Source organism: Blautia coccoides, from assembly GCF_034355335.1.
Taxonomy (GTDB): domain Bacteria; phylum Bacillota; class Clostridia; order Lachnospirales; family Lachnospiraceae; genus Blautia; species Blautia producta.
The window spans coordinates 123,314-145,325 of the sequence record NZ_CP136422.1 but is presented as its reverse complement, the minus strand read 5'-3'; the positions used below and the strand labels follow the sequence as shown (position 1 = coordinate 145,325).

The following is a 22,012-nucleotide window of genomic DNA, read 5'->3' as shown; positions in this document are numbered from 1 at the left end:
ACAAATCAAATAAACCGATTATGACTATACATGAATAATGCGCCTGTCCCCGAACCTGATCTTCAGATTCCGGGCAGGCGCATTATTTTTTTATTTCTCCTACTGTTCCATCTGGCGTCCCAGAAATCCGGCAGCCGCCTGGGCAAGCTTAAGCTCTGTCTCAGTAAATGTCTTACCACCCTCTCTTCCAAGCAGGATCACCACCCCGATGCTGTCACCAGCGCATGTGATGGTGCAGTACGCCTGTGAGCTGTACTCATAGCGGTCATCCTCCACCACTTTCAGGAATCCTTTTTCTGTGACAACATCATTTCCCCTGTCAGCGATCACATCCTCCAGTTCAGAGTGTATCCTTTTTCCCATATATTCTTTGGAGCCGCTTCCGGCAGCAGCGATCACCTGATCGTGGTCACAGATACAAACCATACACCCTGCTACCTGAGCCAGGCTCTCTGCATATTCCTTTGCAAAATTCCCAAGCTCTCCAATGGGAGAATATTTTTTCAGGATGATCTCTCCTTCCCGGTCTGTAAAAATCTCCAGCGGGTCGCTTTCTCTGATACGCAGCGTTCTTCTGATCTCCTTTGGAATTACCACACGCCCTAAATCGTCAATTCTCCTGACTATACCTGTAGCTTTCATAAAAAAATTTCCTCCATTTTACATTATGACATTTATCTTCTTTAACTTCACCTTCGTCTGAACGAATGGTAACTTTGGCAGTTAAATGTAGTATTTGTAAAATAGAGGAAACTATACATTTTTTGTTATTTATAAATTATGCTGTCTTTGCTTTCATTCCCAGGATTTCTTTCAGGTCAGCCGCAGCGGTGAGTGAACCTAGCAAGATCACGATTCCGCAGATAACGCTTTTCACATCCGGCATCTGACCCAGGAATATCAGTGCCAGTACAATTGACCATGCGGAGTATGTAATGTCAAGAGCCATACCTCTGGCAGCTCCCAAAGTGTTAATGGCTTTATAATAGCACAGATAAGACGCTGTTCCGAAGAACGCGGATATCAGGATGATAGCCGTAGTCTTTGATAATACAATGTCTGCTGTAAATCCCCAGCCTTTAATCACAGTGAGGATCACTGCGCCGTAGAAGATAGCACTTGTCATCTGGCGGATCATCAGGGCATGTTCATTATTCACATTGGGGTCCTTCATGCCGTAAGCACAGATGACCACCTCAACAGCCCATCCCACAACACAGAGGAGAGCACACGCAAATCCCAGCCCGAAATTGCTGATCTGACTTCCTCCCGGTGTATATCCCAGAGCCACCATACCGCCGATACTCACAATGAATCCCATGATCTGAATAGGTTTCATTCTCTCTTTCAGGAAAATATAGGACAGCACTGCCCCCAGCGCCGGAAACATGGCGGAGATCATAGCCGTGTAGGTTGCTCCCAGATATTTAATGGCAAACACATAGCCGGTCATTCCAATAGGGCCGCCAAACAGCGCACCCAGGATAATAAATTTACCGCTCCTGGTCTTAAGTGCCCGCACAACATTTTTCATCTGTTTTCTGATACCCATGTAGAACAGCATCCAGACCGCAGAACAAAAATCATGCAGAAAGGTACTCACAAAAGGTGCCAGAAAAATAGCCTGTTGTGTACTCACAAAAGGTGTCATAGCAAGGGCGATTCCCAAAATAATAGTATCTGCCGCCCAAAAGATACCTGCTGCCAAACCTGTAATCATCTTATACTCTCCATTCTTCTCAAATCATACGCCCAAATGCCCTGTCTGCTGCCGATTGATCCCAGAGTGTTTTCCCCTCTAAGACCGGCAGCTTCCCTGCATGGCATATCTGACGATACTTTTTGCTGCGTAATCATACTGGTAAGCACCGCCCGGCGCCAGAAACTGTATGCCGGATACGGAACCGTCTCCATTTTTCGCCGGATTGATACCGTGGATATCACCTTCCCTGCATCCCAGGGTTTCAGAGATAGATTCCATGATATAAGATCCGGAGTGTTCCTTATATGCCGCGTCAAATTCCCTCAGTTCCTCCAGGGAATCAAACTCATAAATGTGGCTGCCGTCACATTTTTTTAGCTTCATGGGAAGTCTCTCTATGTTCTCCAGATAAATATTTTCCCACATCTTATCAGCCGTCTCCGGTTTTCCGTATGCCTCGTTGAGAATGTCCAGAAACTGCCGGGTATATTCCTCTGTCCAGAAGGCCGGCCCGTTCATGTACCAGGAATCCCTGCCGCCGATCTCCACTGAGGTGATAATACCCTCCTCATCCTCCTGCATACACCACTCATTTGTCTCCCCTTCTGCATACAGAGCGGAATAGAAGCTTCCTTCCACATTCTTCTCAAAGGGGTTTACATTAAAGTAATTATCTGCACAACATATATAAGTATTTTTTAAATATTCCCTGACTGCATAGATGGAGCTGTGATTATTCTTCTGGTTATACTCCGCGTTATAGACCAGAACAACACCCAGCTTTTTTTTCAGATACTCGAACATTTCAGCCTTATAGCCGGTCACTACGATGACCTGGTCAATACCCGCCTCACGGAGCTGGCGGATCTGGCGCTCGATCAGTATCTCGCCTCTGACAGGTATCAGCGCCTTAGGCATCTCATATGAAATAGGTGCAAATCTGCTGGACAGTCCTGCTGCCAGGATCACCGCGTTATCTGCCTGATAAGACATATCACTGTTCTCCTTCCAACCCTTGTTTTACATACTTATAGAATTCTTTTGCATATCCGTACTGTCTCAGAGAGTATTCCCCGAATTCCACACCTTCATGTCTTTTGAATTCACACCAGTTGCTCCACAGGAAACCGCAGACTGCCACATACGCGTAGATTTTAAGCCTTACCGCTCTGCTGCAGCCCTCGGTATAATAGGCATCTATCAGCTCGTCCACCTTATCCTTCTCATACATGGAATAGATGGCAAACATGGCAATATCCACATCTGAATCCTGCATACCGGCATATTCCCAGTCTATCAGTGTGATCTTCTCATTATCGCCCTCACCCTGGATCAGGAAGTTATCCTGGTTGGCATCAATATGGCAGAGTGTCCAGTTTTTCGGCTGTGCATCTATGAATGCCTTCAATTCATAGACCTTATCCTTTGTCTTCAGATAATCCCGATAGCAGGACGGCTCACCGTTCCACAGCCTTTCATAGAACTCCATCCGCTCAAAGATGTCAAAGGTATGTCCCGCTGTAAGATCTTTTTTATGGAAGTCTCTCAGAACCTTCATACATTTTTTTACATCCTCAGAGTTTTCCCCGTCACAGCATCTGGCATTCTCCAAATACTCTGTGAGCTTGCATCCGCTCTCCGGATCAAAATACCGTATGGTATCGCTTATCTTCAGATCTTTTATGATCTGATACACCTCATACTCCTGTCTGCGGTTGATGAGCTGCTCTGTTCCCTCCCCCGGAATCCTCATAATGTAGCTTTTATCCCGGCAGGCAAACTTGAAGGAACGGTTTGTCATCCCTTTTTTCAAAACCTCGATCTGCACGATCTCTTTCAATTGGCAGTCAAGGGCCTCCGCGATTATGAGCAGGATTTGAGAATTGAGCTGTTTTGATCCCTCGTCCAATTCTCTGAGCTGTTCATATGTATTGATCTCATACACTTCCCTGGCCGGTACCACCCTGGCGGAGACTGTCATTTTCTCCTTCTCCATAAGTGCCTCCTCCCAGAATGCATTGCCGAAGGATTTTTTTCCGGTCAGCTCCCGGATCCTGTCCCTAAGCTTCTCCGCGTCCTGCTCCAATATATAGGAAATGCCTATCATGCCGTTTCCGCTCTTCTCTGCGTCCACAGCTACCAGCTCCAGCTTCCTGTTCACACGGACATCACTCTCGTCATCTACCATATCAGTAACCATGTACCAGGAATACAGCTCTCTTTCGGAAAACGGATTAAAGCTGCACCACACATCACAGGGAACAATATAGGTATTGGATATCTTATCTGCTGCCAGCTTCAGGGAGTGGAGGTTGTTCTTCTCACCATACTCCCGGTTGACGATCAGATTAACACCGTACTCATCTATCAGGTATTCATACTGCTCTTTCATAAATCCCACAATAATATCAATCTGCTGTATGCCCGCCTCGTGAAGCTGCCTGATAAGGCGTTCCACAAGAGGCTCCCCGTTGACTTCTATAAGCCCTTTGGGAATCTCGCGGTTAATGGGAACCATGCGCAGTCCGTATCCCGCTGCCAGGATAATGGCGTTCTTGGGCTTTTTCTGCTGTATCTCTTCCAGGGCCTTGTCTGTCCATGCATAGTCTTTGTCCAGATATCCCTGGCGCACCAGCGCTGCCAGAGACTGATTGACTTTGCCCAGTGAATATCCTGTACTCTCGGAAAGTATTCTCTGGCTGTGATATCCCTTATCTATAATTGCGTTCATAACGTCGTATTCTTGTATATTCATGTAATCTTATTTTCTCCTTTTCATGAACATTGTAGTTTTATATTACCTCCCCTTTGTGATCTTGTCAAGATTTTTCTTCTCCAAACAAAAAAAACGTCAGACCGGAGCACTGATAGGATACCTCTTTAACAGACAAAGTAAATAACCAAAATCTGCTTAAGAAGTATCCTATCAAACACCATATCTGACAGGCATTTTCTCTTATTTTACCTCTATCCGGACTGTTACAGATCCAGATTGGCATAAAATTCTTTTATTTTCTCCTCCTGGTAGGTTCCGGCAAATGTTCCCTCCAGAAAACGTTTCAGACCCTCTGCTGCAAATTCTTCCCAGGACTCTGTCTCCTGGTACGCCAGAACCGGGTAGAACAAAGCTTCTGCGCTCTCCGCTGCCATCTTATCTGCAGGGGCATCACCGATCATGAGCACATGGTCCTTTTCATAACCGTGTTCTGTCAGAGACCGAAGGCACATCTCCTTGGTGCCTGACTCCTGAGAGAGAAGCAGATCCGCGTATTCCATGAGACCGCTGTCCTCCCACTCCCTGCGGATCTCCTGACCGTTGGAGGCTGTGACGATCACCACATCTGCCTTTCCCTTTATGAGTTTTAAGGCTTCCTCAACGCCTTCAAAGGGTGACTTCCTGCTGTTGGAGATCATCACAATAGAATCGTTGACCAGCCTTGACCACTCCAGCGCTTTCTTCATACAGTTGCAGCCGGTTCTCTCATAAGCCTCTCTGAGACTCTCTTCAGACAGCTCATCTGTTGTCTGAACCCAGTAGATCAGCTCATCCAGGCCGTCCACTCTGGCGTAATTCTCATTGATCTCCACCAGTATCTTGGCCAGCCCTTTGAAACGGTTGATACCGCGGCTTCTGCTCAGCAGGTTGATCTTCCTCCAAAGCCGCACAATATCGTCCCTGTATTCCCCCAAATCCCATTCGTGTACCAGGCACGGCGCAAAACAGCGCATATGTTTTACATCCATGGTATCCATAGCACAGCCGTCAGAATCGATACATATTAAAAAGTCCCTGGACTTTTCAAAATCTTTTGCTACATTTTTCATTCTCCTGCCCTCCGTTTTGCAACATATTCATTATATCCGATTGATAACTGTTCAGTAGCTTGACAGTTACGGGCAAAAATCCATATAAAACCGCCTGCTGTGATGAGATTTTCGCCTGCCCGCTGAACACTTTCTCACAGTCAGCGCAGAAAATGCGCAGACCTGCCGAATAGTTAATCCTATTATACTATTTTCTTTTTCATGCCGCAATAAACATACTTCCGGCACTTTGCAGAAATATTTAAGTTGTTACTGTTCACTCTGACCAGCAACACGCATCACGGTGTACAGTTCCGCTCTTTAGGATAGTTCATTTTGGTGCCGGTCTACTTGGAATTTTGCTGTACATCGCGCAGACTCCTCTTTTTTGCTAGGAATTTCACCAAAAAAATGTTATACTGTTGCAAGAAAATACCGTTATGCAAAGGAGAACAAGATATGTCAGAATACAATTTTGACGAATATATTGACCGGTCCCAGACTAATTCCATAAAACACGCATTTAAAAAAGAATATCATGTGCCTGAGGATGTGATTCCCCTCTGGGTAGCTGACATGGATTTCCGCTCCCCCAGGGAAGTCTGCCAGGTGATCGCAGAGGCGGGGAAATTCGGCATATTTGGTTACGCCGGTGTACATGAAGATTATTTTGAAGCCATCCACTCCTGGATGCTGAAACGCCACGGATGGGATGTGAAAGAAGAATGGATGGTACGCATTCCCGGGGTTGTCTGTGCCATCGCCACGGCTGTGCGCGCTCTGACAGAAAAAGGGGACAGTGTGATGATCATGCAGCCCGTGTATCATCCCTTCAAGAACGTGCTGACTGCCAACAATAGAAACGTAGTAAAGCACTGTCTGAAAACAGGGGATGACGGCCGCTTCCATATAGATTTTCAGGAAATGGAACGACAGATCGAGACAGAAAAAGTAAAAATGCTGGTTCTCTGTACTCCGCACAATCCGGGCGGCCGTATCTGGAGTAAGGAAGAGCTTGAAAAGACTGCTGACATCTGTCTCCGCCATCAGGTCTATGTGGTTGCAGATGAAATCCATCACGACTTTATCCTTCCGGGCCATACGTTTACAGAATGGTCTTCCATCAGCGAGGAGATGAACCAGCGCAGCATTATCTGCACTGCCCCGAGCAAAACCTTTAATATTGCAGGCCTTGGGCTGTCCAACATCTTCATACCAAACCCGGATATCAAAAAAGCCGTGGAACAGGAAATCTCAAGAGCCAGCATTGAGGCCAGCAACGTCATCGCTCTTGATGCCTGCAAAGCTGCCTATACCTACGGCGAAAACTGGCTGGATGAACTGTTGGAATATCTGGATGGTAATGTCGCCCTTGTCCGCAGTTTTCTGAAAGAGAATCTGCCTCAGGTCAGGCTCATGGAGCCGGACGGCACCTATTTGGTCTGGCTGGATTTCTCGGCTCTGGGACTGGACAGTGATGCTCTGGATGACTTCCTTATCCAAAAGGCCAAAGTATGGCTGAATAAGGGAACCATGTTCGGAGACGGAGGGGAATGCTGCTTCCGGATGAATCTGGGAAGCCCCCGCCATGTGATCTTAAAGGCACTGGAACAGATAAAAGGAGCTGTTGACACACTCCTTATAAAATAAAAAACAGACAGTTCCGCCAGAATCTATCTTCTCTCTGGCGGAGCTGCCTTTTCAAAACCTTAAACACTTTCTGTAGCTGCCTGTCCTGTCTGCCCTTATACATCTTTTTCCTGCTGCCGTCCCCGGCTCATCTGTCTGGCATTTCGGAACAGTTCTATGTCTTCCCTTGTAACTTTAATATTTGTAATATAATTCTTTCCCTGGGGTGTGGTCACACTGACCTCCACTACAGTTCCCTCCTGAAGGGCATCCGCAGATACGGATTCCAGAAATCCCCGGACTTTCGGATGACGCTTTTCAAATTGTGTCATAGCAGTTCTGGCCTGCATCATTTTTATCGGATTGAATCCCATGCTGTATCTCTCCTTTTCCCTGTCATTATATCACAGATTTTCAGATAATAAAGGGGATTCCCCGGCTTCTCCGTATTTTCTTCAAAATAATCGCGCCGGCATAACCAGACCGCTGATTATGTTCTGCATTGCAGCCACTTGTTCCGGCTGCGTCTCATTTTGGACATTAATGCATTTTTCAAATTCTTTGATAGGCATAGGTTTAAAATAGACAAATCCCTGGATCAGATCACAACCTGTCCCCTTCAAAAATTCCACCTGCTCCTGTTTCTCAATACCTTCCGCTACCACCTTGATATCCAATTCCTTTGCCATAGTGATAATGCTTCTGACTATGAGATTTTCTTTTTCTTTGTTATCACTGCCGCCGAAAAATGTGGCATCCAGCTTCAGCACGTCTATCTGGATATCCTTCAGCAGTCCAAGAGAAGAGTATCCCGATCCGAAATCATCCAGTGAACAGCCGAATCCGCTGTTATGCAGATCCTCGATGACTTTCAGCATATACTTCTGATTTTCAAAAGCTACGGACTCCGTAAATTCTATTTCCAGAATGCCGTCCGGCACCTGATATTGTTCCTTGATCTCCCTATATTCCTTTACAAAATCAGGATTATAGAACTGCAGCTTTGACACATTGACCGAGACTGGTACTATGGACAGACCTGCTCTTATCCTGTTATGTATCCATATGCATACTCTTTCAAATACATATTTATCCAGCTTTCCGATCACATGGTTTTTCTCCATGATAGGGATAAAGATTCCCGGAGACAGCATCCCGCCGTCCGGCAGCCGCCAGCGTACCAGGGCTTCTGCCCCTGCTATCTTTCCATTTGCCAGTGACACTTTAGGCTGCAGATATACTACAAATTCTCCCTTATCCATTGCGGTGTCAATCCTGTCCCTGATCCTGTTTTCTTCAATCATCTTTTTCCTGATGCTCTCATTATAAAAAGCATAGTGACGATTGGGGTTATTTTTGACTGTTTTCTGTGCAAAATTAGCCCTGTCGATCAGTCCGCCCACGTCCAGGCGCTCGATCACATCCTCAATACAGCAGATGCCGCAGACAACTGTCACCATATGTCTGCCGGACAGCCTTCCCCCAGACCGGAAAAATTTCCTGTCCACTTCCTTCTGCCTTGCCAGCAGTTCTTCTTTTTGCTCATAACACCGCAGGGCTGTAAAACGGTCGGCCACGCTCCTGCCGAACACCTCATTCTCTCTGGTATCTTTCAGCATAATAGACGCATAATTCTTTAGTATCTCATCACCATATGCATATCCGAAAACATCATTGATATATTTAAAGTTCTCAATGTCAATGTAAAGCACTGCGAATTTCTTGTCCTGGTTATGTGCCAGTATATCTGATGCTTCTTTTTTAAATTCAGCCTCATTATAGGCGCCTGTCAGCTTATCCCTGCTGGCAATGTCCTTGAGCACTGTATTCTTTTTCTTTAGATCAAAAAAGCTCTTTATATAATAGACAAGCAGAATAAGGCATATAACCGACACCGCTGAAATGAACATCCCCAACTGGGATGACCGGTAAGAAGAATATCTTTCAAGCGAAAATACAGTATCATTTGCGATTTTAAAAAGTATCTCACTCTCACTCAGCAGCTCTTCTTTGCCTCTTCCCTCTCTAACTTCCTGTATCTTATCAAGAACTATATTCCACTGTATATCCAGCAGCTCCAGATTCCCATTGTATTCCTCTGACCGTGTCAGTACCAGTCCGTATTTACCTTCTCCTGTCCTTAATTCCCTCAGAATGGAATCCACGTAATCTATCAGCTCATCTTGTTCTACCCCGTTCATTTCCAGCTTAACAAGTCTCTGGGATGCCCCTCTGACAATCCCCACATAGTTGATCAATGTCCCGTAATTACTGATATTATGGATCATTTTCACTGAAATACCGCTGATGATCAACAGGCACAGAAATAAAATCGGAAAAAATATCCGCATATATTTTTTCATCTGCATCCTCCCAGGTGATATTTACATAATATCTGACTATTTGCTGAATTTTTCCGTTCCTGCATCAGCATTTTAACCATAACATACCTTATCCTCTGCATTTCATTTTAACATTTTAGACAATGAAAAGCAAACCTTAGTTTCTTATAAAACGTTGAATTTACGGGGGTTCAGCCCATTTTCATCCGGTGGACTGCGTATACTTTTGAGACTATTCTTGCCATATGGGGGATATACGATTTGTTTTAATGGAAAATCAGATTTTACAAGAAATTTAAACAGAAAATCAACCTACGAGCTGAAATTTCATCTACAAAATTATTCCGCCTAAAATAGAAGTGGGTGCTGCCAAACAGCAGCACCCAGGGTATTTGATACCTGTCTTAATAATAAATCAGAATCCTCCGGCATTTATCAATGCCTTCTGTCATCTATTTATACATTTTCATGTAATCGCCGTGTGCGTCAATAAGCTCGTCACACATTTTTACAATGTCATCAATGCTCAGTTCTGCGCCTGTATGCGGATCCATCATGGCAGCCTGATAGATGTACTCTTTCTTCTTGGTTGCCGCTGCTTCGATGGTCAGTAACTGTACATTAATGTTACTCATGTTCATAGCTGCAAGCTGTACCGGAAGTCTTCCGACTCTGCAGGGATTGACACCTGTTCCGTCAACCAGGCAGGGAACTTCCACACAGGCGTCTGCCGGAAGGTTCTCGATAGAACCGTTGTTGATCACATTGCCGCCGATTTTGTACGGCTGGTTGGTAACGATTGATTCCATAATATAGGAAGCGTACTCTTTGCTCCTGTCATGAGTGATCTTTCCGTCTTTGAGGATGCTGTTTCTCTCCTCTTCCCATCCTTTGATCTGTTCAATACATCTTCTTGGGTACTCATCCAGCGGAATGTTGAATTTCTCGATCAGCTCCGGATATCTGGATTTGATGAAGAACGGGTTGTATTCCGCATTGTGCTCACTAGACTCTGTGCAGTAGTATCCCAGATGTTTGATATACTCAAAACGAACCATGTCGTCATGTTTCTGTGACGCATTCATCTCTGCGGCTCTTCTGCGGATCTCCGGATACAGATCATTGCCGTCCTTATCCTTGATGTCCAGCAGCCATGCCATATGGTTGATACCTGCAATCGTCTCCACACGGCCTTCCAGCTTGTCTTTCATATCCAGTTTCTCCAGCAGCTTCTCGGAGCAAACCTGGACACTGTGGCACAGGCCTACGGTCTTAACATCTGTGTAGCGCTGCATATAGCCGGACAGAATGCCCATGGGATTGGTATAATTTAAAAAAAGCGCGTCCGGGCAGACTTCCTCCATATCTCTTGCAAAGCCTTCCAGCACCGGAATGGTACGAAGTCCTCTCATGATACCGCCGATTCCCAGTGTATCCGCGATAGTCTGGCGAAGACCGAATTTCTTCGGAATCTCAAAGTCTGTAATGGTGCAGGGGTCATATCCTCCCACCTGGATGGCATCTACAACAAATGTTGCATTTCTCAGTGCATCTTTTCTGTTCTCCACACCCAGATATGTCTTGATGCGGGCACGTCCCTCATTTACATTTTTGTTGATTGCATTGAGGATGATCTCGGAATCCTCCAGGCGCTTCCTGTCAATATCATATAACGCGATCTCACTGTCACACAGCGCCGGACTGCACATACAGTCACCAAGTACATTTCTTGCAAATACAGTGCTTCCCGCACCCATAAAAGTGATTTTTGCCATTTTATCATTTCCTCCCGTTTTTGTTGTTTTCTGATGGTTCTTATTATATAATCAGAACAGAAAATATTCTATCTTATTTGTTTCTTAATATTGTAAAAATGTTGCATAACGGTAACCGTCACACACAAAGGAGCGAACACAATGAATGCAAAGCCATCGGGCACCCTGTCCATCTATTTCTGCGGCACTGAGCCATGTACTCCGGGGCACGCCTTCGGCCCTGCCATCCGCCCCCACTATCTGATCCATGTGGTGCTGGATGGAAAAGGTGTCTATAAAAGAAACGGGGAAACGTACCATCTGAAGGCAGGGGATGCGTTCCTCATATCTCCCATGGAGTCCACCTACTACCAGGCTGATACAAAAGAGCCGTGGCGGTACGCCTGGGTGGGCTTTGACGGCATGAGTGTGGAGGATATTCTGGACAGAACTTGTTTCCAGAACTCCTGCGTATACTTTTGCCGGAACGACCAGGAAAAAAAGGAGGCTGTCATATCCCGGATACTGGAACTGCTTGATGCTTTTCTCTCCTCCGGGCAGAACAGCCTGACTCTGATAGGACACTTTTTTGAATTTCTCGGCACCATGCAGGAGCAGGAACCTACCAGCCGGGAAGATTATCCCCGCCAGTATCTGGCCAGGGCCAGGGCGTATATGAACAATAACTACAGCTATAATATACGCATATCTGACATTGCCTCTTATATTGGCGTTGACCGCTCTTATCTGTACCGCATTTTCATGGAGGAGGAACACATATCACCAAAACAATATCTCATGCGCCTGCGGCTGCAGACGGCTGCAAGTATGCTCCGCTCCCCCCAGTATACAATAACGGAAATTGCCTATTCCTGCGGATTCAGGGACGCGGCTGCCTTTTGCAGCCAGTTTCGCAGAACCATGGGGTATACCCCCAGCCAGTTCAGGGGATATCTGAAAGAGGAGACCAAGCACAAACCGTATCCACTTGATGACATGAGTCTGCCGGATGATGAACACCTTTAAACACTTAGCCTTACATCTGATTTAAAATCCGGTATTTCTGAATTCCTTTGGGGATATTCCGGCTTTTTCCGTAAAAAATCTTGTAAATACTGCATGTTCCGAAAAACCCAGCTCTCCTGAAATCTCATTTATATTCATGGCGGAGGAAAGAAGGTAGTCCTTCGCCTTCTCAAAAAGCATATTCCTCTGCAGGAAAATAGGGGATATTCCGAAATACTCCTTGAACTTGTTGGAAATATACGTAGGATTCATATGATATTTTTCCGCCAGTGTTTTCAGATTCATACCGGCAGTGGGCATCCTGGATATATCATCAAAGATATCCATAAAAACCTCCGGGATATCCGGGGCAGGCTGTGTCTTCTCGGATTTTAAAAAGCTGTCAAAGATACATGCCAGAACCTCCAGCGCCTTAGCATTTTTATATATCATATCAGCGATTGTCTTTTCATTCTGTATGGCTTCCATATAGTCAAAAAATTTCTGTTCAAACTCGTTACTGTTTTCCATATGTACTTTATACGGGAGCTTTACAAAACTCAGCACATCTATGTTATAGGCTGTCCTAAAGTTAAAATGCCACCACAAAAACTCGGTCTCCTCTTTTGATGTCTTGACATGGTCATGTTTTATATTCGGCGGCACAAAAATAGCATCTCCGCCTCTGCACTGGTACTCTTTGCCCTGAATGCGCAGAAGCGCCTCCCCTCTTTTCAGATAAGACATCACGCAGAAGGGCATCCGTCTGTCCAACTGCACCATCTCTGTTCTGGTCTGATAATCATACTCTACAATATCCAGAACCGCCCGCTGGATCAAAGGTTTTAAACGATCACTCATGCTGTCTCCTTTCCCTGCGCCCGAACTGTAAGCTCGAGGCCGCGATTCCCTTTGAGAGATCTAATCCAATCGCCAAAGCTTATCCAGACTTACTGCTCCTTAAACACAACTCCCATCTTCACACTCTCCTGTGGATTCTCCACAATATAGTGCAGATAACTCTCATCGCAGGTATCGAAATCCACCACCGGAGCAACAATATTTTCACAGGAGAACATGCCTTTGCACAGCATATTCCAGGCCTCCCTGCAAATCCGGTCAAAACTCCATCTGGGATAGTCGTTGTTTGGTTCACTGCACGCCCGTGAAAAGTAGAAATGGCATTGGTTAAAATGACCCTCATATCCCAGATTAATAGGTATATGACATTCTCCCAGCCAGCCTACCATGGCAAAATTCCCTCCATATGCAAGGGCGCGGATTCCCTGCTCCACTGCCTTATAGTTCCCGCTTGTCTCAATCACAACATCCATACCGATTCCATCCGTCTTATCCCTGAGGATCAGCCCAAAATCCTCTTTTGTGGGATCAAAGGCCATATCCGCTCCGTTCTCCAGCGCGGTCCTGCGTCTTCTCTCTATAGGGTCTGATACCACCACAAGGGAGGCCCCTGCCGCTTTTGCAGCCTGGGCTGCCATCAGGCCAATGGCACCAAGACCGGATATCAGCACCTTATCCCCCATACGCACATGCCCGTCCCGGATTCCTCCCAGGGCAAACTGCAGCGGATCATAGCAGACTGCTTCCTTCCAAGTCATAGTGTCAGGCATGACCAGAACCTCTTCCGCCTTCACCGTATGGGTATTTTTCAGATTTCCATACCCGGCAACTCTCTGCCCTATTTCCAGTCCTTCCACCCCTTCGCCTATTTGGGTGATTCTTCCCACCCACATATTTCCCAGGCCGGACTTTCCATCATACACCAGAGCTTCCTCTCTGGGTCTGAAAATGTGGGTACTCTCATCATAATAGACTCCTGCAAAAGGGTCTTTCTCATATCCGTGCAGTTCGGTGCCGTGCTTTGGGGCACCGTACTCTGACACTGCTCTCACATAACCTGCCTGAAGAGGTTTCTCCTCATATTCTTCCAAAACCGGTTTTCCGTTGATTCCCAGCAATAATTGTTTCATAACCTCAGTTCTCCTTTATTTGTAATAAATTTTAAGCCTATTGCAGCCATTCTGTGCCCTCACGGTTCTGTGCAAAAATCCATACAGAATGGCCATTTGCCATGCCTTCTTGCCTGGCCGCCAAACATTTCTTCCAAAGGGGCTTTTTTACGGTCAGCACTGTAAATGCGCAGAGCCGCCGAATCGTTACACCCTATAATCCTTTACTTATGTAAACCTATTTTCACGCCGTCCATACCTGCGGACTCCACTACAGTTTCCACGTAGCAAAGGCTTTTATACCCCTCTTTGATATCACATATGGTCTGCCTCTTCTCCTTTACGCACTCCAGGAATTCTTTGACCTCATCCAGATACGCATCCTTCTGGGAATCTATGATTTCCGTCCTGATCTCACTTTCCCCTGTATAGGTAAAAACTGCATGATTAAAATCACGGAACTCGGCAGTGACTTTTTCATATACCACCTTGAAGCTTCCCACCCATTCTCCCGGGATTTCACAGTTATTTGCCGTGATCGCAGCCACTGCGCCATTGGTAAATCCGGCAAAAGAGGCGCTCACATCTTCCACTGTATAGTTATGGATATGGTTATGACATACATTTCCCATAACACCGGCCGCGAATTTTGGCTCTCCCATGAGATAACGGCACAGATCATAGACATGGATAGCCTGCTCATAAATCTGGCCGCCGCACAGATCAACGTTTATCCACCAGGGTGTATGCAGGGAATTGCAGGAATAGTGCCCGTGGAACAACACCGGCCGCCCGGCCTCCCCGGATGTGATAAGCTCTTTCATTTTCCGCACCGCAGTGCCCTGCCTCATGTGAAATCCTACTCTGGTAATGATTCCGTTCTCTTCCGCGCTCTTTACCATTCTGCGGCCGGTATCTGTGTTCAGAGCAATGGGCTTCTCAATAAAAATATGCTTGCCCCTCTCAGCAGCCCGCTCAAACTGATGGTCCTGGGCAAAAGGTGGAAGACAGATGAACAGCACATCAAAATCACCTTCATCCAACATTTCGTCAAAGTCCTCAAATTCCTGTACATCTCTCTGCTGTATGCCTTTCTTCTGTAACTCTTCCTTTTCTAACTCTTCCCTTTGTACTCCTTCCCTCTGTATCTCGTCGATGAAAGTCCTTCTGGCTGTCCGGCTTCTGTCACATACACAGGATACCAGCGCCCCTGATTCCAACAGTCTCTTTGCGTGGCTCTTTCCCATGTTTCCGGCTCCAAGTATTGCCGCTTTTATCTCCATAAATGTTTCCTCCTCTATCTTAAATTGTGAAGCACATCCTGCGAAAAGCAATTTTCAAACACACTCTAACCCTTTACCGCTCCTGCCGTAATGCCGTCAACAAAGCTTCTCTGAAAAATAGAATAGACAATAATGATCGGCACCGTACATATGGTCACACCCGCTGCGATCAGTGATGTGTTCATGGTGTACTCACCCTGGAAATACATAAGCCCCAGGGGAAGTGTCCTGTATTTATCGTCATACACCATCAGCATAGGCAGCAGATAATCATTCCAGGACCACATAAACTCGAAGATAAGCAGGGATGTAAGCGCCGGTTTTGTCAGCGGCAGCATTACATACAGCCACGTCTTCCACTTTCCTGCCCCGTCTATGGTTGCCGACTCTGCCAGTTCATCCGGCAGTTCCCTGAAAAAAGACCTCATCATAAAGCAGGCAAACGGCATGGACAGTCCAAAGTAAGGCAGTATCATAGCCTGCAGTGTATTGATCATGCCAAGCTGCTGTACGTTATAATAAAGGGGTATAATCATGGCATTGATCGGTATCATCATTCCTATCAGAATAAAATAAAAAATCTGGTTCCGCCCTTTCCATTTCAGCTTTCCAAAAGCATATCCCGCCATGGATGAAAATAACAGCACCACAAAAACCCTGGGCACAGCCACCAAAATACTGTTCTTCATATAACCGCCCATACGCCCTGTTGTCCATGCTTCCTTTATATACTGAAATGTCACGGAAGACGGAAACGCAAAGGGATCGTTTACAGAGGGATCAAACGGCTTTACTGCTGCCATCCACATCCAAAAGATAGGAAGCACGGAAATAAGCACAAATAAAATCAATATGGCGTGTGTCAGGAGACTGACCAGGTGCCGCCTGGCTGCTGCATGTTCACTCATATTTCCCCCTCCCTATATAGTCAAGTCTTTTTTCCTTGAAAATCAAGGATTTTTTAATGTTTCATCAATAAATATCTCAGAAGAAAGAACCATTGGAATGGACATTTCTCTGTATCTGGTACGAAAGTAGTGGATTTTGGGTGCACAAAATAAAACGTCTTCTCTTTTCGTTCTACATGGCCTTGTGTGTACCCATCCATCTACGGCAGCGAACCTCCCATGTCTACCAGGATCATCAGACCATTGCTGAGTCCTAACTTCTCTCGTCCCGCCTGTCCATAACCAGGGTGTCAGCTCAGCTCCTTTACAGGGTCATGCCCTCTGGTGAATATTCCTGCCGACTACTGGCTCCATTCTTTGTTTTTTTATTACTGACTTTTTCCTGCAACAGCACCTCTCGGTGGACGTTTTCCTGTTACATTCCATTTACTTGTTTCTTCCAGCTATCATGGCTGGCCTCAGCCTTCCATTCTTTCCTTTCAAAGGCTCAGACCGGCCATGATTCACTGTTTCTTTCTCTTTATGCTGCTGGCTGCATTTTAGGTCTTACAATGTCACTTAACATCTTCTGACCGTCATACTCTATGCCTTTTGTTAGTATTGTATAAAATATCCGGATCAGTTTACATGCCACCGCTATCACCGACTGCATCTTCTTCAGGGGATTCTTTTCCCTCGTCCTGTAATAACAATGGATCTCTTTAAATTCTTTATTTTTCCCAATCACCGATATCGCAGCTTCATACAGCGCATATCTCAAACGCTTTCTTCCCCTGTGGCTGATACGACTTTCTCCATTATGCTTTCCGGAGCTGTCTGCGACAATAGCATATCCTGCCAGTTTCTGCACCTGCTTTGGATTATCAAAACGTCCAATGTCTCCAACCTCTGCAATAAAGCAGCTTACCGTTTTTATTCCAATCCCATTGATCTCCATCAGCTTATCTATATAGGCAATCTCAGAAAGTGTTTCCTCTATCTCTTCCATAAGTTCATCCATACGATTCTTATATATTTCGTAGTCATTCAACAGGTTTCGGATCTCTTTCCTGGCACTTCTTGGTGCTTCCGTATTTCCGATGCTGTGCTCCGCTGCGGTTACCAGGGTCGTTGCCCTCTTTATCCCAGCGCCTTTCAGCCTTGCATCTCTCCATATCTTATTAACACCATCCACGCCAAGCTCTTTGATATCGCAGGGCAATGGTGCCTGTTTGATTACCATCAGTCCGCTTACTGCATCCGGATTCCTGTAAACGTCTTTGATCTCTGGAAAATAGATGCTGAACCAGCGGGCGATCCTGTTTTTGATTCTTGTAATCTCTTCCTGTGTCTGAATACGAAGGTTGGACAAATTTCTAATTTCTGCATAAATCCCGGTTGGAATATATGGATATGAAAATCTTCCTTCATTTACCAGACCTGCAATTGTTTTTGGATCTTTACGGTCATTCTTACTCGGATTATTGTCATCCAGTTCTTTAGACTTCTTGACATGATGCGGATTCACATGTACCGGCTTCATTCCCTGTTCCTGCAGGTACGCTCCAAGGTTCAGCCAGTAGTGACCGGTTGGTTCCATTCCCGGAATCACAGCTTCCATCCCATGTTTCTCTGCTATATCGTCCATCCAGTCTTTGAATGAGGAAAATCCAGCTTCATCGTTGCTGAAGGCAAACGGTTTCTTTGAGTACTCATAATTGCGCCAGCCGAAAGCTCTTGCATAATGGGTTTCACTTCCCACATCAATACCAACGATTAAAGTCTTTTCCGTAATAGATGCAATTTTTGCGTTCTGTGTGTTATAATTCATTTCAAGTACCTCACTGTTTAATAAGATTTTTTACTAACCGTCCAAAGTCAGTAATCTTATTTTACTCTGAGGTATTTTTTTCTCAACCTTCTTTCTCGGAATTCCTTATATTTGAATTATACAAGAAGCTCCTTTACTCTTTATCTGTCAGCTTCATGAAAATCCCGGAACAAACCGCGATTATCACAGCCAGAACTACCGCAAGTGCCGAACCATATCCGTAATCATTCATATTAAAAGCTGAATTATACATATATGTGGAGATGACCTCTGACGAGTGATAAGGCCCGCCTTTTGTCATAATATAAATCAGATCAAAAACCTTGAAGGAGCCTATCAGGGAATTAGACACCAGAAGCACAATGGTTCCCTTGATCAGCGGCACAATGACATAGATGAACTTTTGAAACGCATTGGCGCCCTCCAGCTTTGCCACCTCCAGATAACTGGAATCAATGCCCTGCAGGGCTGCCAGAAATACCACCATATTAAATCCATAACAGGTCCAGCTCCCGGCGATCACCAGAAACCATATGACCAAACGTTCATCGCCAAGAAAATCTATTCCTGCTGCCCCGTGCATTCCCAGAGTATCCAGCATTCTTCCCATAATTCCGAACTCCGGATTGTAAATCCACCCCCACACAATTCCAACCGCAACAAGGGATACCACGTTGGGCATAAAATAGGTAAGCCGATACAAAAATTTCCCTTTTACGTACTTCTGGGTCATCATCACTGCAAAAATAAGACCAAGAAGCACCGGAACAAATATTGTGAACAGTATCCAGATGACATTATTTCCTAATGCCTTATAGAAAATAGGGTCCTTCAGCACCCTTGCATAGTTGTCCAATCCCACAAACTTCATGAAAGGAGCCGCGCCGTTCCATTCATGGAAACTGATCCTCACAGTTGAAAAAATAGGCATTACCAAAAACAGGCAGTAGAACAACAATGCCGGAAGCGCAAAGGCAAAGCATCCCATCCAATTTTTCAGCAGCATCCTCTTTTTTTTATCCATAAAAACATCCTTCCCGCTGCATGTGACAGGGCTGCAGCAGAATCCTGCAGCCCCGCACTGATTTTCATAACAGAATATTCACATGTAACTCCCGGATCTGCACATTTACAGAGCTGACTGCAAGCGCATTTTCCCCCGGGGATACTGCCTATTCCACCGAATAATTTCCCGCCTCGATCTCTTCTTCAAACGCTTTCTGTTTCTGTTCCATACAGGCAGCACCGTCTGTCTTGCCCGCGATCAATTGCTGGATATAGTTCTGTGTCACGTCGTTTACCTTAGGCGGCATCAGAACATCAATATTTTCTCCCAGGTTCTCGGACGCATTGATCTCATCCACAACATCTTTGAACAGCTCGCTTACTTCATAAGTGCTGTAATCCACATCCTTTACTGAGGGAATCAGGCCTGCCTCATACCAAATCTTTATATTGTCGGGCTGGAACATGTAATCCAGGAATTTTACTGTCTCGTCCGGATATTTTGTTTTTGAATTCACTACCACTGCTTCTCCAAGTCCTCCCGGAGGGCAGTTATCCAAATCATCTGATGCCACAGGCACAAAGAAGAATCCCACATTGTCCTTCATATTTTCCACACACGCGGATACCAGCCAGGTACCTGTCACACGCATAGCACCTTCACCTGCGTAAAACGCTTTGTTTGCATCTTCAGAAGCCAGACTCAAAGGTTTTTCTGTGGTATATCCCTTCTCAAACACACTGTAAAGTTCGTCCAACGCCGCTCCGAAGCCTTCGCTTGTCCAGGGTATCTTTCCTGCTACCGCTTCCTTCACTCTGTCCGCTCCCACAAAACTGTTCAGCCAGATTGACTCATAATGAAATCCGGGCCACTGCTCTTTGTCGTCCATGATAAGAGGGGTGACCCCTTTATCTTTAAATTTCTGGCATATCTGCATGAACTCCTCATAAGTCTCAGGTTCCTGAATCCCTTCCTCCTCAAACATCTGCTTATTGTAATAGACTCCGAGCATCTCCAGTTCATTGGCCACACCGTACAGTTTGCCGTCATATACCGTCTTCTCTAACGCCCAGTCGTGGAACCTGTCATCCCATTTATACTGCTCCCTGTAATCACTCAGATCCATTGCCAGCCCTGCATTCGCCAAAACGCCAAGATAACCTGCACCTGCGTCATAGCTGAAAATATCCGGCCCCTCCCCACTGTTTATGGCAGGCTTGATGGTATTTCTCAGATCTGACACTTTAAACGCAGTCCGCTTGATTGAAATGTTGGGATTTTCCTTTTCAAAATTTTCAATAATGGTGTCTATCATTTTCGCTCCGGCACCTTCAGTCCTCAAATCCCACATATTGAGTTCGATCTTCTCACCGGAAGCAGCGCTGTCCCCCGCATCAACTGCCTCCTTTTTTGTCTCGTTTGTGTCTGTTTTACTCTCGGCAGCATCGCCCTCTTTTTCCGTTCCGGGCGTGCACCCTGCCAACATTGTCCCCACAAGCACCAAACCGGTCAATACCTTCCATTTTCTTTTCATAAATACATCTCCTTTGCATAAAATTAAATATTTTTGGTATGTTTAATATAGCATTTCTTGTAGAAAATGTACTTACCACTCCTTTTCCTGTTCTTTGCAGTTTTACATATTTTGAAATTATCTTTGCATATTTACATGTTTTATACCTGTTTTTTCCTCTCATCCCCAATATTTTCTTTTCTAAAACCTGTAAAACTGCAAATAAATTTGTTATTGATTGAGTTTTCTGATAAATATGATTATTCAATCATCAGATACTTTTCCTAAATTAAATACTTTTTGCATTTAATACCAAAATAATCGTCAAGCTAATGTGCCGCTTGAAAAAAATATGCAAAAAAATAACTGCCCGGCATTTTCATACCGGACAGTTATTTTTTGCACTATTGTAATCGTTCCTTATCTTCAAAATCTTTAAAAATAATATGCAGGATCAGATTTCTTCCTATTTAATTATTCCAAAATGTTTCAGCGCATAATAAATACCATCTTCATCAATTCCTTTTGTCACATAACTGCAGCAGGCCATAACCTCATCTTTGGCATTTCCCATGGCAATGCTGTTCTTTACTGCCCTCAGCATATCCAAGTCATTTTCACTGTCGCCAACAGCAAAGCAATTATCCATATCCGCATTCAGATAACTACACATAAACCGGATACCTGTTGCCTTTGTATAGCCCCTCTGTGTCACTTCCCATACATTGCCGCCACGGGGAATACAGTAAAAGTGTGCATCCAGGAATGTCTTTATTTCCCCTGCCTCTTCTGTATCAGGTAGAAAAATAAGACATTTGTCATATGTCTCGCTTTCATCACAAAACAGTTCCTCAATATTTCTCCCCTTCGTAGCAAATATCTCCATTGCCTCCTGCAGCCATGGATTAGGATAACTGAAATCAAAATAAATCGCTTTATCAGCCTCATAAAACACAGGGATCCTGGCATTCCTCAGCATATTTGCCACGTTCACACATATAGAATGGGGAACCGCGGATTCCAAGAGCTTTTCTCCCCTGTAATAAATGTGGGTACCGCATCCGCACACATATCCGTCAAAATCCATGGCGCGGATACCCTCACTGATGCTGTAAAACGTCCTTCCTGTGTTGACAAACACCTGATGCCCGTTTTCTTTTGCCCCGGCGATGGCAGCCCTGGTGCTGTCAGGTATTATCCCGGACGGCTCCAAAGCTAGAGTTCCGTCTATATCAAAAAATATCAATTTACTGTCCATTTTCTCTCCTTATGCCTTGATAAGTTAT

The 22,012-nt window shown here is 45.2% G+C and carries 18 protein-coding genes; 2 read left to right on the top strand and 16 right to left on the bottom strand.

Translation table 11 applies throughout. The features are described from left to right. Positions 1 to 99: 99 nt before the first annotated feature. From spoVT to BLCOC_RS00605, 5 genes are all read right to left on the bottom strand, one after another. Positions 100 to 642 carry a stage V sporulation protein T gene (gene spoVT / locus BLCOC_RS00625; RefSeq protein ID WP_018597129.1) on the bottom strand — a complete coding sequence of 181 codons (543 nt, stop codon included), beginning with the start codon at positions 640 to 642 and terminating at the stop codon, positions 100 to 102. A 136-nt stretch (positions 643 to 778) separates the two neighbouring features. Continuing rightward, on the bottom strand, positions 779 to 1,720 hold the full coding sequence (locus BLCOC_RS00620; RefSeq protein ID WP_029470908.1) for a DMT family transporter: 942 nt from the start codon (positions 1,718 to 1,720) through the stop codon (positions 779 to 781). A 78-nt stretch (positions 1,721 to 1,798) separates the two neighbouring features. Further along, positions 1,799 to 2,695, bottom strand: a complete 897-nt coding sequence (locus tag BLCOC_RS00615) for an NTP transferase domain-containing protein (protein ID WP_115624041.1) — start codon at positions 2,693 to 2,695, stop codon at positions 1,799 to 1,801. A gap of 1 nt (position 2,696) precedes the next feature. Beyond that, positions 2,697 to 4,457, bottom strand: a complete 1,761-nt coding sequence (locus tag BLCOC_RS00610) for a phosphotransferase (protein ID WP_115624040.1) — start codon at positions 4,455 to 4,457, stop codon at positions 2,697 to 2,699. Between the two features lie 224 nt (positions 4,458 to 4,681). Then, positions 4,682 to 5,527: an HAD family hydrolase gene (locus BLCOC_RS00605; RefSeq protein ID WP_115624039.1), complete on the bottom strand. Its 846-nt coding sequence runs from the start codon at positions 5,525 to 5,527 to the stop codon at positions 4,682 to 4,684. A gap of 438 nt (positions 5,528 to 5,965) precedes the next feature. Between BLCOC_RS00605 and BLCOC_RS00600 the strand changes: the two genes are divergently transcribed. After that, the gene (locus BLCOC_RS00600; RefSeq protein ID WP_115624038.1) at positions 5,966 to 7,156 is read left to right on the top strand and encodes a MalY/PatB family protein; all 1,191 of its coding nucleotides are present in this window, start codon (positions 5,966 to 5,968) and stop codon (positions 7,154 to 7,156) included. A gap of 95 nt (positions 7,157 to 7,251) precedes the next feature. Here the strand turns inward: BLCOC_RS00600 and BLCOC_RS00595 are convergent, their stop codons facing one another. The 3 genes from BLCOC_RS00595 to melA form a co-directional block, all read right to left on the bottom strand. Continuing rightward, the gene (locus BLCOC_RS00595; protein ID WP_018597136.1) at positions 7,252 to 7,509 is read right to left on the bottom strand and encodes a hypothetical protein; all 258 of its coding nucleotides are present in this window, start codon (positions 7,507 to 7,509) and stop codon (positions 7,252 to 7,254) included. An 81-nt stretch (positions 7,510 to 7,590) separates the two neighbouring features. Further along, positions 7,591 to 9,498 (bottom strand): putative bifunctional diguanylate cyclase/phosphodiesterase, encoded by a 1,908-nt coding sequence (locus BLCOC_RS00590; protein WP_115624037.1) that lies wholly within the window; start codon positions 9,496 to 9,498, stop codon positions 7,591 to 7,593. 431 nt (positions 9,499 to 9,929) lie between these two features. Beyond that, complete coding sequence (gene melA, locus BLCOC_RS00585) at positions 9,930 to 11,252, bottom strand: alpha-glucosidase/alpha-galactosidase (RefSeq protein ID WP_018597138.1); 1,323 nt, start codon at positions 11,250 to 11,252, stop codon at positions 9,930 to 9,932. Between the two features lie 141 nt (positions 11,253 to 11,393). On the opposite strand from melA, the gene BLCOC_RS00580 reads away from it, so the two are divergent. Continuing rightward, positions 11,394 to 12,257, top strand: coding sequence for an AraC family transcriptional regulator (locus tag BLCOC_RS00580; RefSeq protein WP_115624036.1), 864 nt, complete (start codon positions 11,394 to 11,396; stop codon positions 12,255 to 12,257). Between the two features lie 21 nt (positions 12,258 to 12,278). Here BLCOC_RS00580 and BLCOC_RS00575 read toward each other — a convergent pair whose 3' ends face one another. The 8 genes from BLCOC_RS00575 to BLCOC_RS00540 form a co-directional block, all read right to left on the bottom strand. Beyond that, positions 12,279 to 13,097, bottom strand: a complete 819-nt coding sequence (locus BLCOC_RS00575) for an AraC family transcriptional regulator (protein ID WP_029470914.1) — start codon at positions 13,095 to 13,097, stop codon at positions 12,279 to 12,281. A gap of 89 nt (positions 13,098 to 13,186) precedes the next feature. Further along, positions 13,187 to 14,227, bottom strand: coding sequence for a zinc-dependent alcohol dehydrogenase (locus BLCOC_RS00570; RefSeq protein ID WP_115624035.1), 1,041 nt, complete (start codon positions 14,225 to 14,227; stop codon positions 13,187 to 13,189). Positions 14,228 to 14,430: 203 nt separating this feature from the next. After that, the gene (locus BLCOC_RS00565) at positions 14,431 to 15,489 is read right to left on the bottom strand and encodes a Gfo/Idh/MocA family protein (RefSeq protein ID WP_115624034.1); all 1,059 of its coding nucleotides are present in this window, start codon (positions 15,487 to 15,489) and stop codon (positions 14,431 to 14,433) included. A gap of 65 nt (positions 15,490 to 15,554) precedes the next feature. Beyond that, a complete protein-coding gene (locus BLCOC_RS00560; RefSeq protein WP_018597143.1) occupies positions 15,555 to 16,397 on the bottom strand; it encodes a carbohydrate ABC transporter permease in 843 nt (280 codons plus the stop codon). Positions 16,398 to 16,917: 520 nt separating this feature from the next. Then, the gene (locus BLCOC_RS00555) at positions 16,918 to 18,207 is read right to left on the bottom strand and encodes an IS110 family RNA-guided transposase (RefSeq protein WP_115623341.1); all 1,290 of its coding nucleotides are present in this window, start codon (positions 18,205 to 18,207) and stop codon (positions 16,918 to 16,920) included. A 133-nt stretch (positions 18,208 to 18,340) separates the two neighbouring features. Continuing rightward, on the bottom strand, positions 18,341 to 19,231 hold the full coding sequence (locus BLCOC_RS00550) for a carbohydrate ABC transporter permease (protein WP_115624033.1): 891 nt from the start codon (positions 19,229 to 19,231) through the stop codon (positions 18,341 to 18,343). Positions 19,232 to 19,379: 148 nt separating this feature from the next. After that, entirely contained in the window at positions 19,380 to 20,747 is a 1,368-nt protein-coding gene (locus BLCOC_RS00545) for an ABC transporter substrate-binding protein (protein WP_115624032.1), read from the bottom strand. A gap of 445 nt (positions 20,748 to 21,192) precedes the next feature. Then, positions 21,193 to 21,984: an HAD family hydrolase gene (locus tag BLCOC_RS00540; protein WP_018597147.1), complete on the bottom strand. Its 792-nt coding sequence runs from the start codon at positions 21,982 to 21,984 to the stop codon at positions 21,193 to 21,195. Positions 21,985 to 22,012: the final 28 nt, after the last annotated feature.

Coding starts and splice junctions, on each gene's coding strand:
- spoVT (WP_018597129.1), bottom strand. CDS start 642: ATGAAAGCTACAGGTATAGTCAGGAGAATTGACGATTTAGGGCGTGTG.
- BLCOC_RS00620 (WP_029470908.1), bottom strand. CDS start 1,720: ATGATTACAGGTTTGGCAGCAGGTATCTTTTGGGCGGCAGATACTATT.
- BLCOC_RS00615 (WP_115624041.1), bottom strand. CDS start 2,695: ATGTCTTATCAGGCAGATAACGCGGTGATCCTGGCAGCAGGACTGTCC.
- BLCOC_RS00610 (WP_115624040.1), bottom strand. CDS start 4,457: ATGAATATACAAGAATACGACGTTATGAACGCAATTATAGATAAGGGA.
- BLCOC_RS00605 (WP_115624039.1), bottom strand. CDS start 5,527: ATGAAAAATGTAGCAAAAGATTTTGAAAAGTCCAGGGACTTTTTAATA.
- BLCOC_RS00600 (WP_115624038.1), top strand. CDS start 5,966: ATGTCAGAATACAATTTTGACGAATATATTGACCGGTCCCAGACTAAT.
- BLCOC_RS00595 (WP_018597136.1), bottom strand. CDS start 7,509: ATGGGATTCAATCCGATAAAAATGATGCAGGCCAGAACTGCTATGACA.
- BLCOC_RS00590 (WP_115624037.1), bottom strand. CDS start 9,498: ATGAAAAAATATATGCGGATATTTTTTCCGATTTTATTTCTGTGCCTG.
- melA (WP_018597138.1), bottom strand. CDS start 11,252: ATGGCAAAAATCACTTTTATGGGTGCGGGAAGCACTGTATTTGCAAGA.
- BLCOC_RS00580 (WP_115624036.1), top strand. CDS start 11,394: ATGAATGCAAAGCCATCGGGCACCCTGTCCATCTATTTCTGCGGCACT.
- BLCOC_RS00575 (WP_029470914.1), bottom strand. CDS start 13,097: ATGAGTGATCGTTTAAAACCTTTGATCCAGCGGGCGGTTCTGGATATT.
- BLCOC_RS00570 (WP_115624035.1), bottom strand. CDS start 14,227: ATGAAACAATTATTGCTGGGAATCAACGGAAAACCGGTTTTGGAAGAA.
- BLCOC_RS00565 (WP_115624034.1), bottom strand. CDS start 15,489: ATGGAGATAAAAGCGGCAATACTTGGAGCCGGAAACATGGGAAAGAGC.
- BLCOC_RS00560 (WP_018597143.1), bottom strand. CDS start 16,397: ATGAGTGAACATGCAGCAGCCAGGCGGCACCTGGTCAGTCTCCTGACA.
- BLCOC_RS00555 (WP_115623341.1), bottom strand. CDS start 18,207: ATGAATTATAACACACAGAACGCAAAAATTGCATCTATTACGGAAAAG.
- BLCOC_RS00550 (WP_115624033.1), bottom strand. CDS start 19,231: ATGGATAAAAAAAAGAGGATGCTGCTGAAAAATTGGATGGGATGCTTT.
- BLCOC_RS00545 (WP_115624032.1), bottom strand. CDS start 20,747: ATGAAAAGAAAATGGAAGGTATTGACCGGTTTGGTGCTTGTGGGGACA.
- BLCOC_RS00540 (WP_018597147.1), bottom strand. CDS start 21,984: ATGGACAGTAAATTGATATTTTTTGATATAGACGGAACTCTAGCTTTG.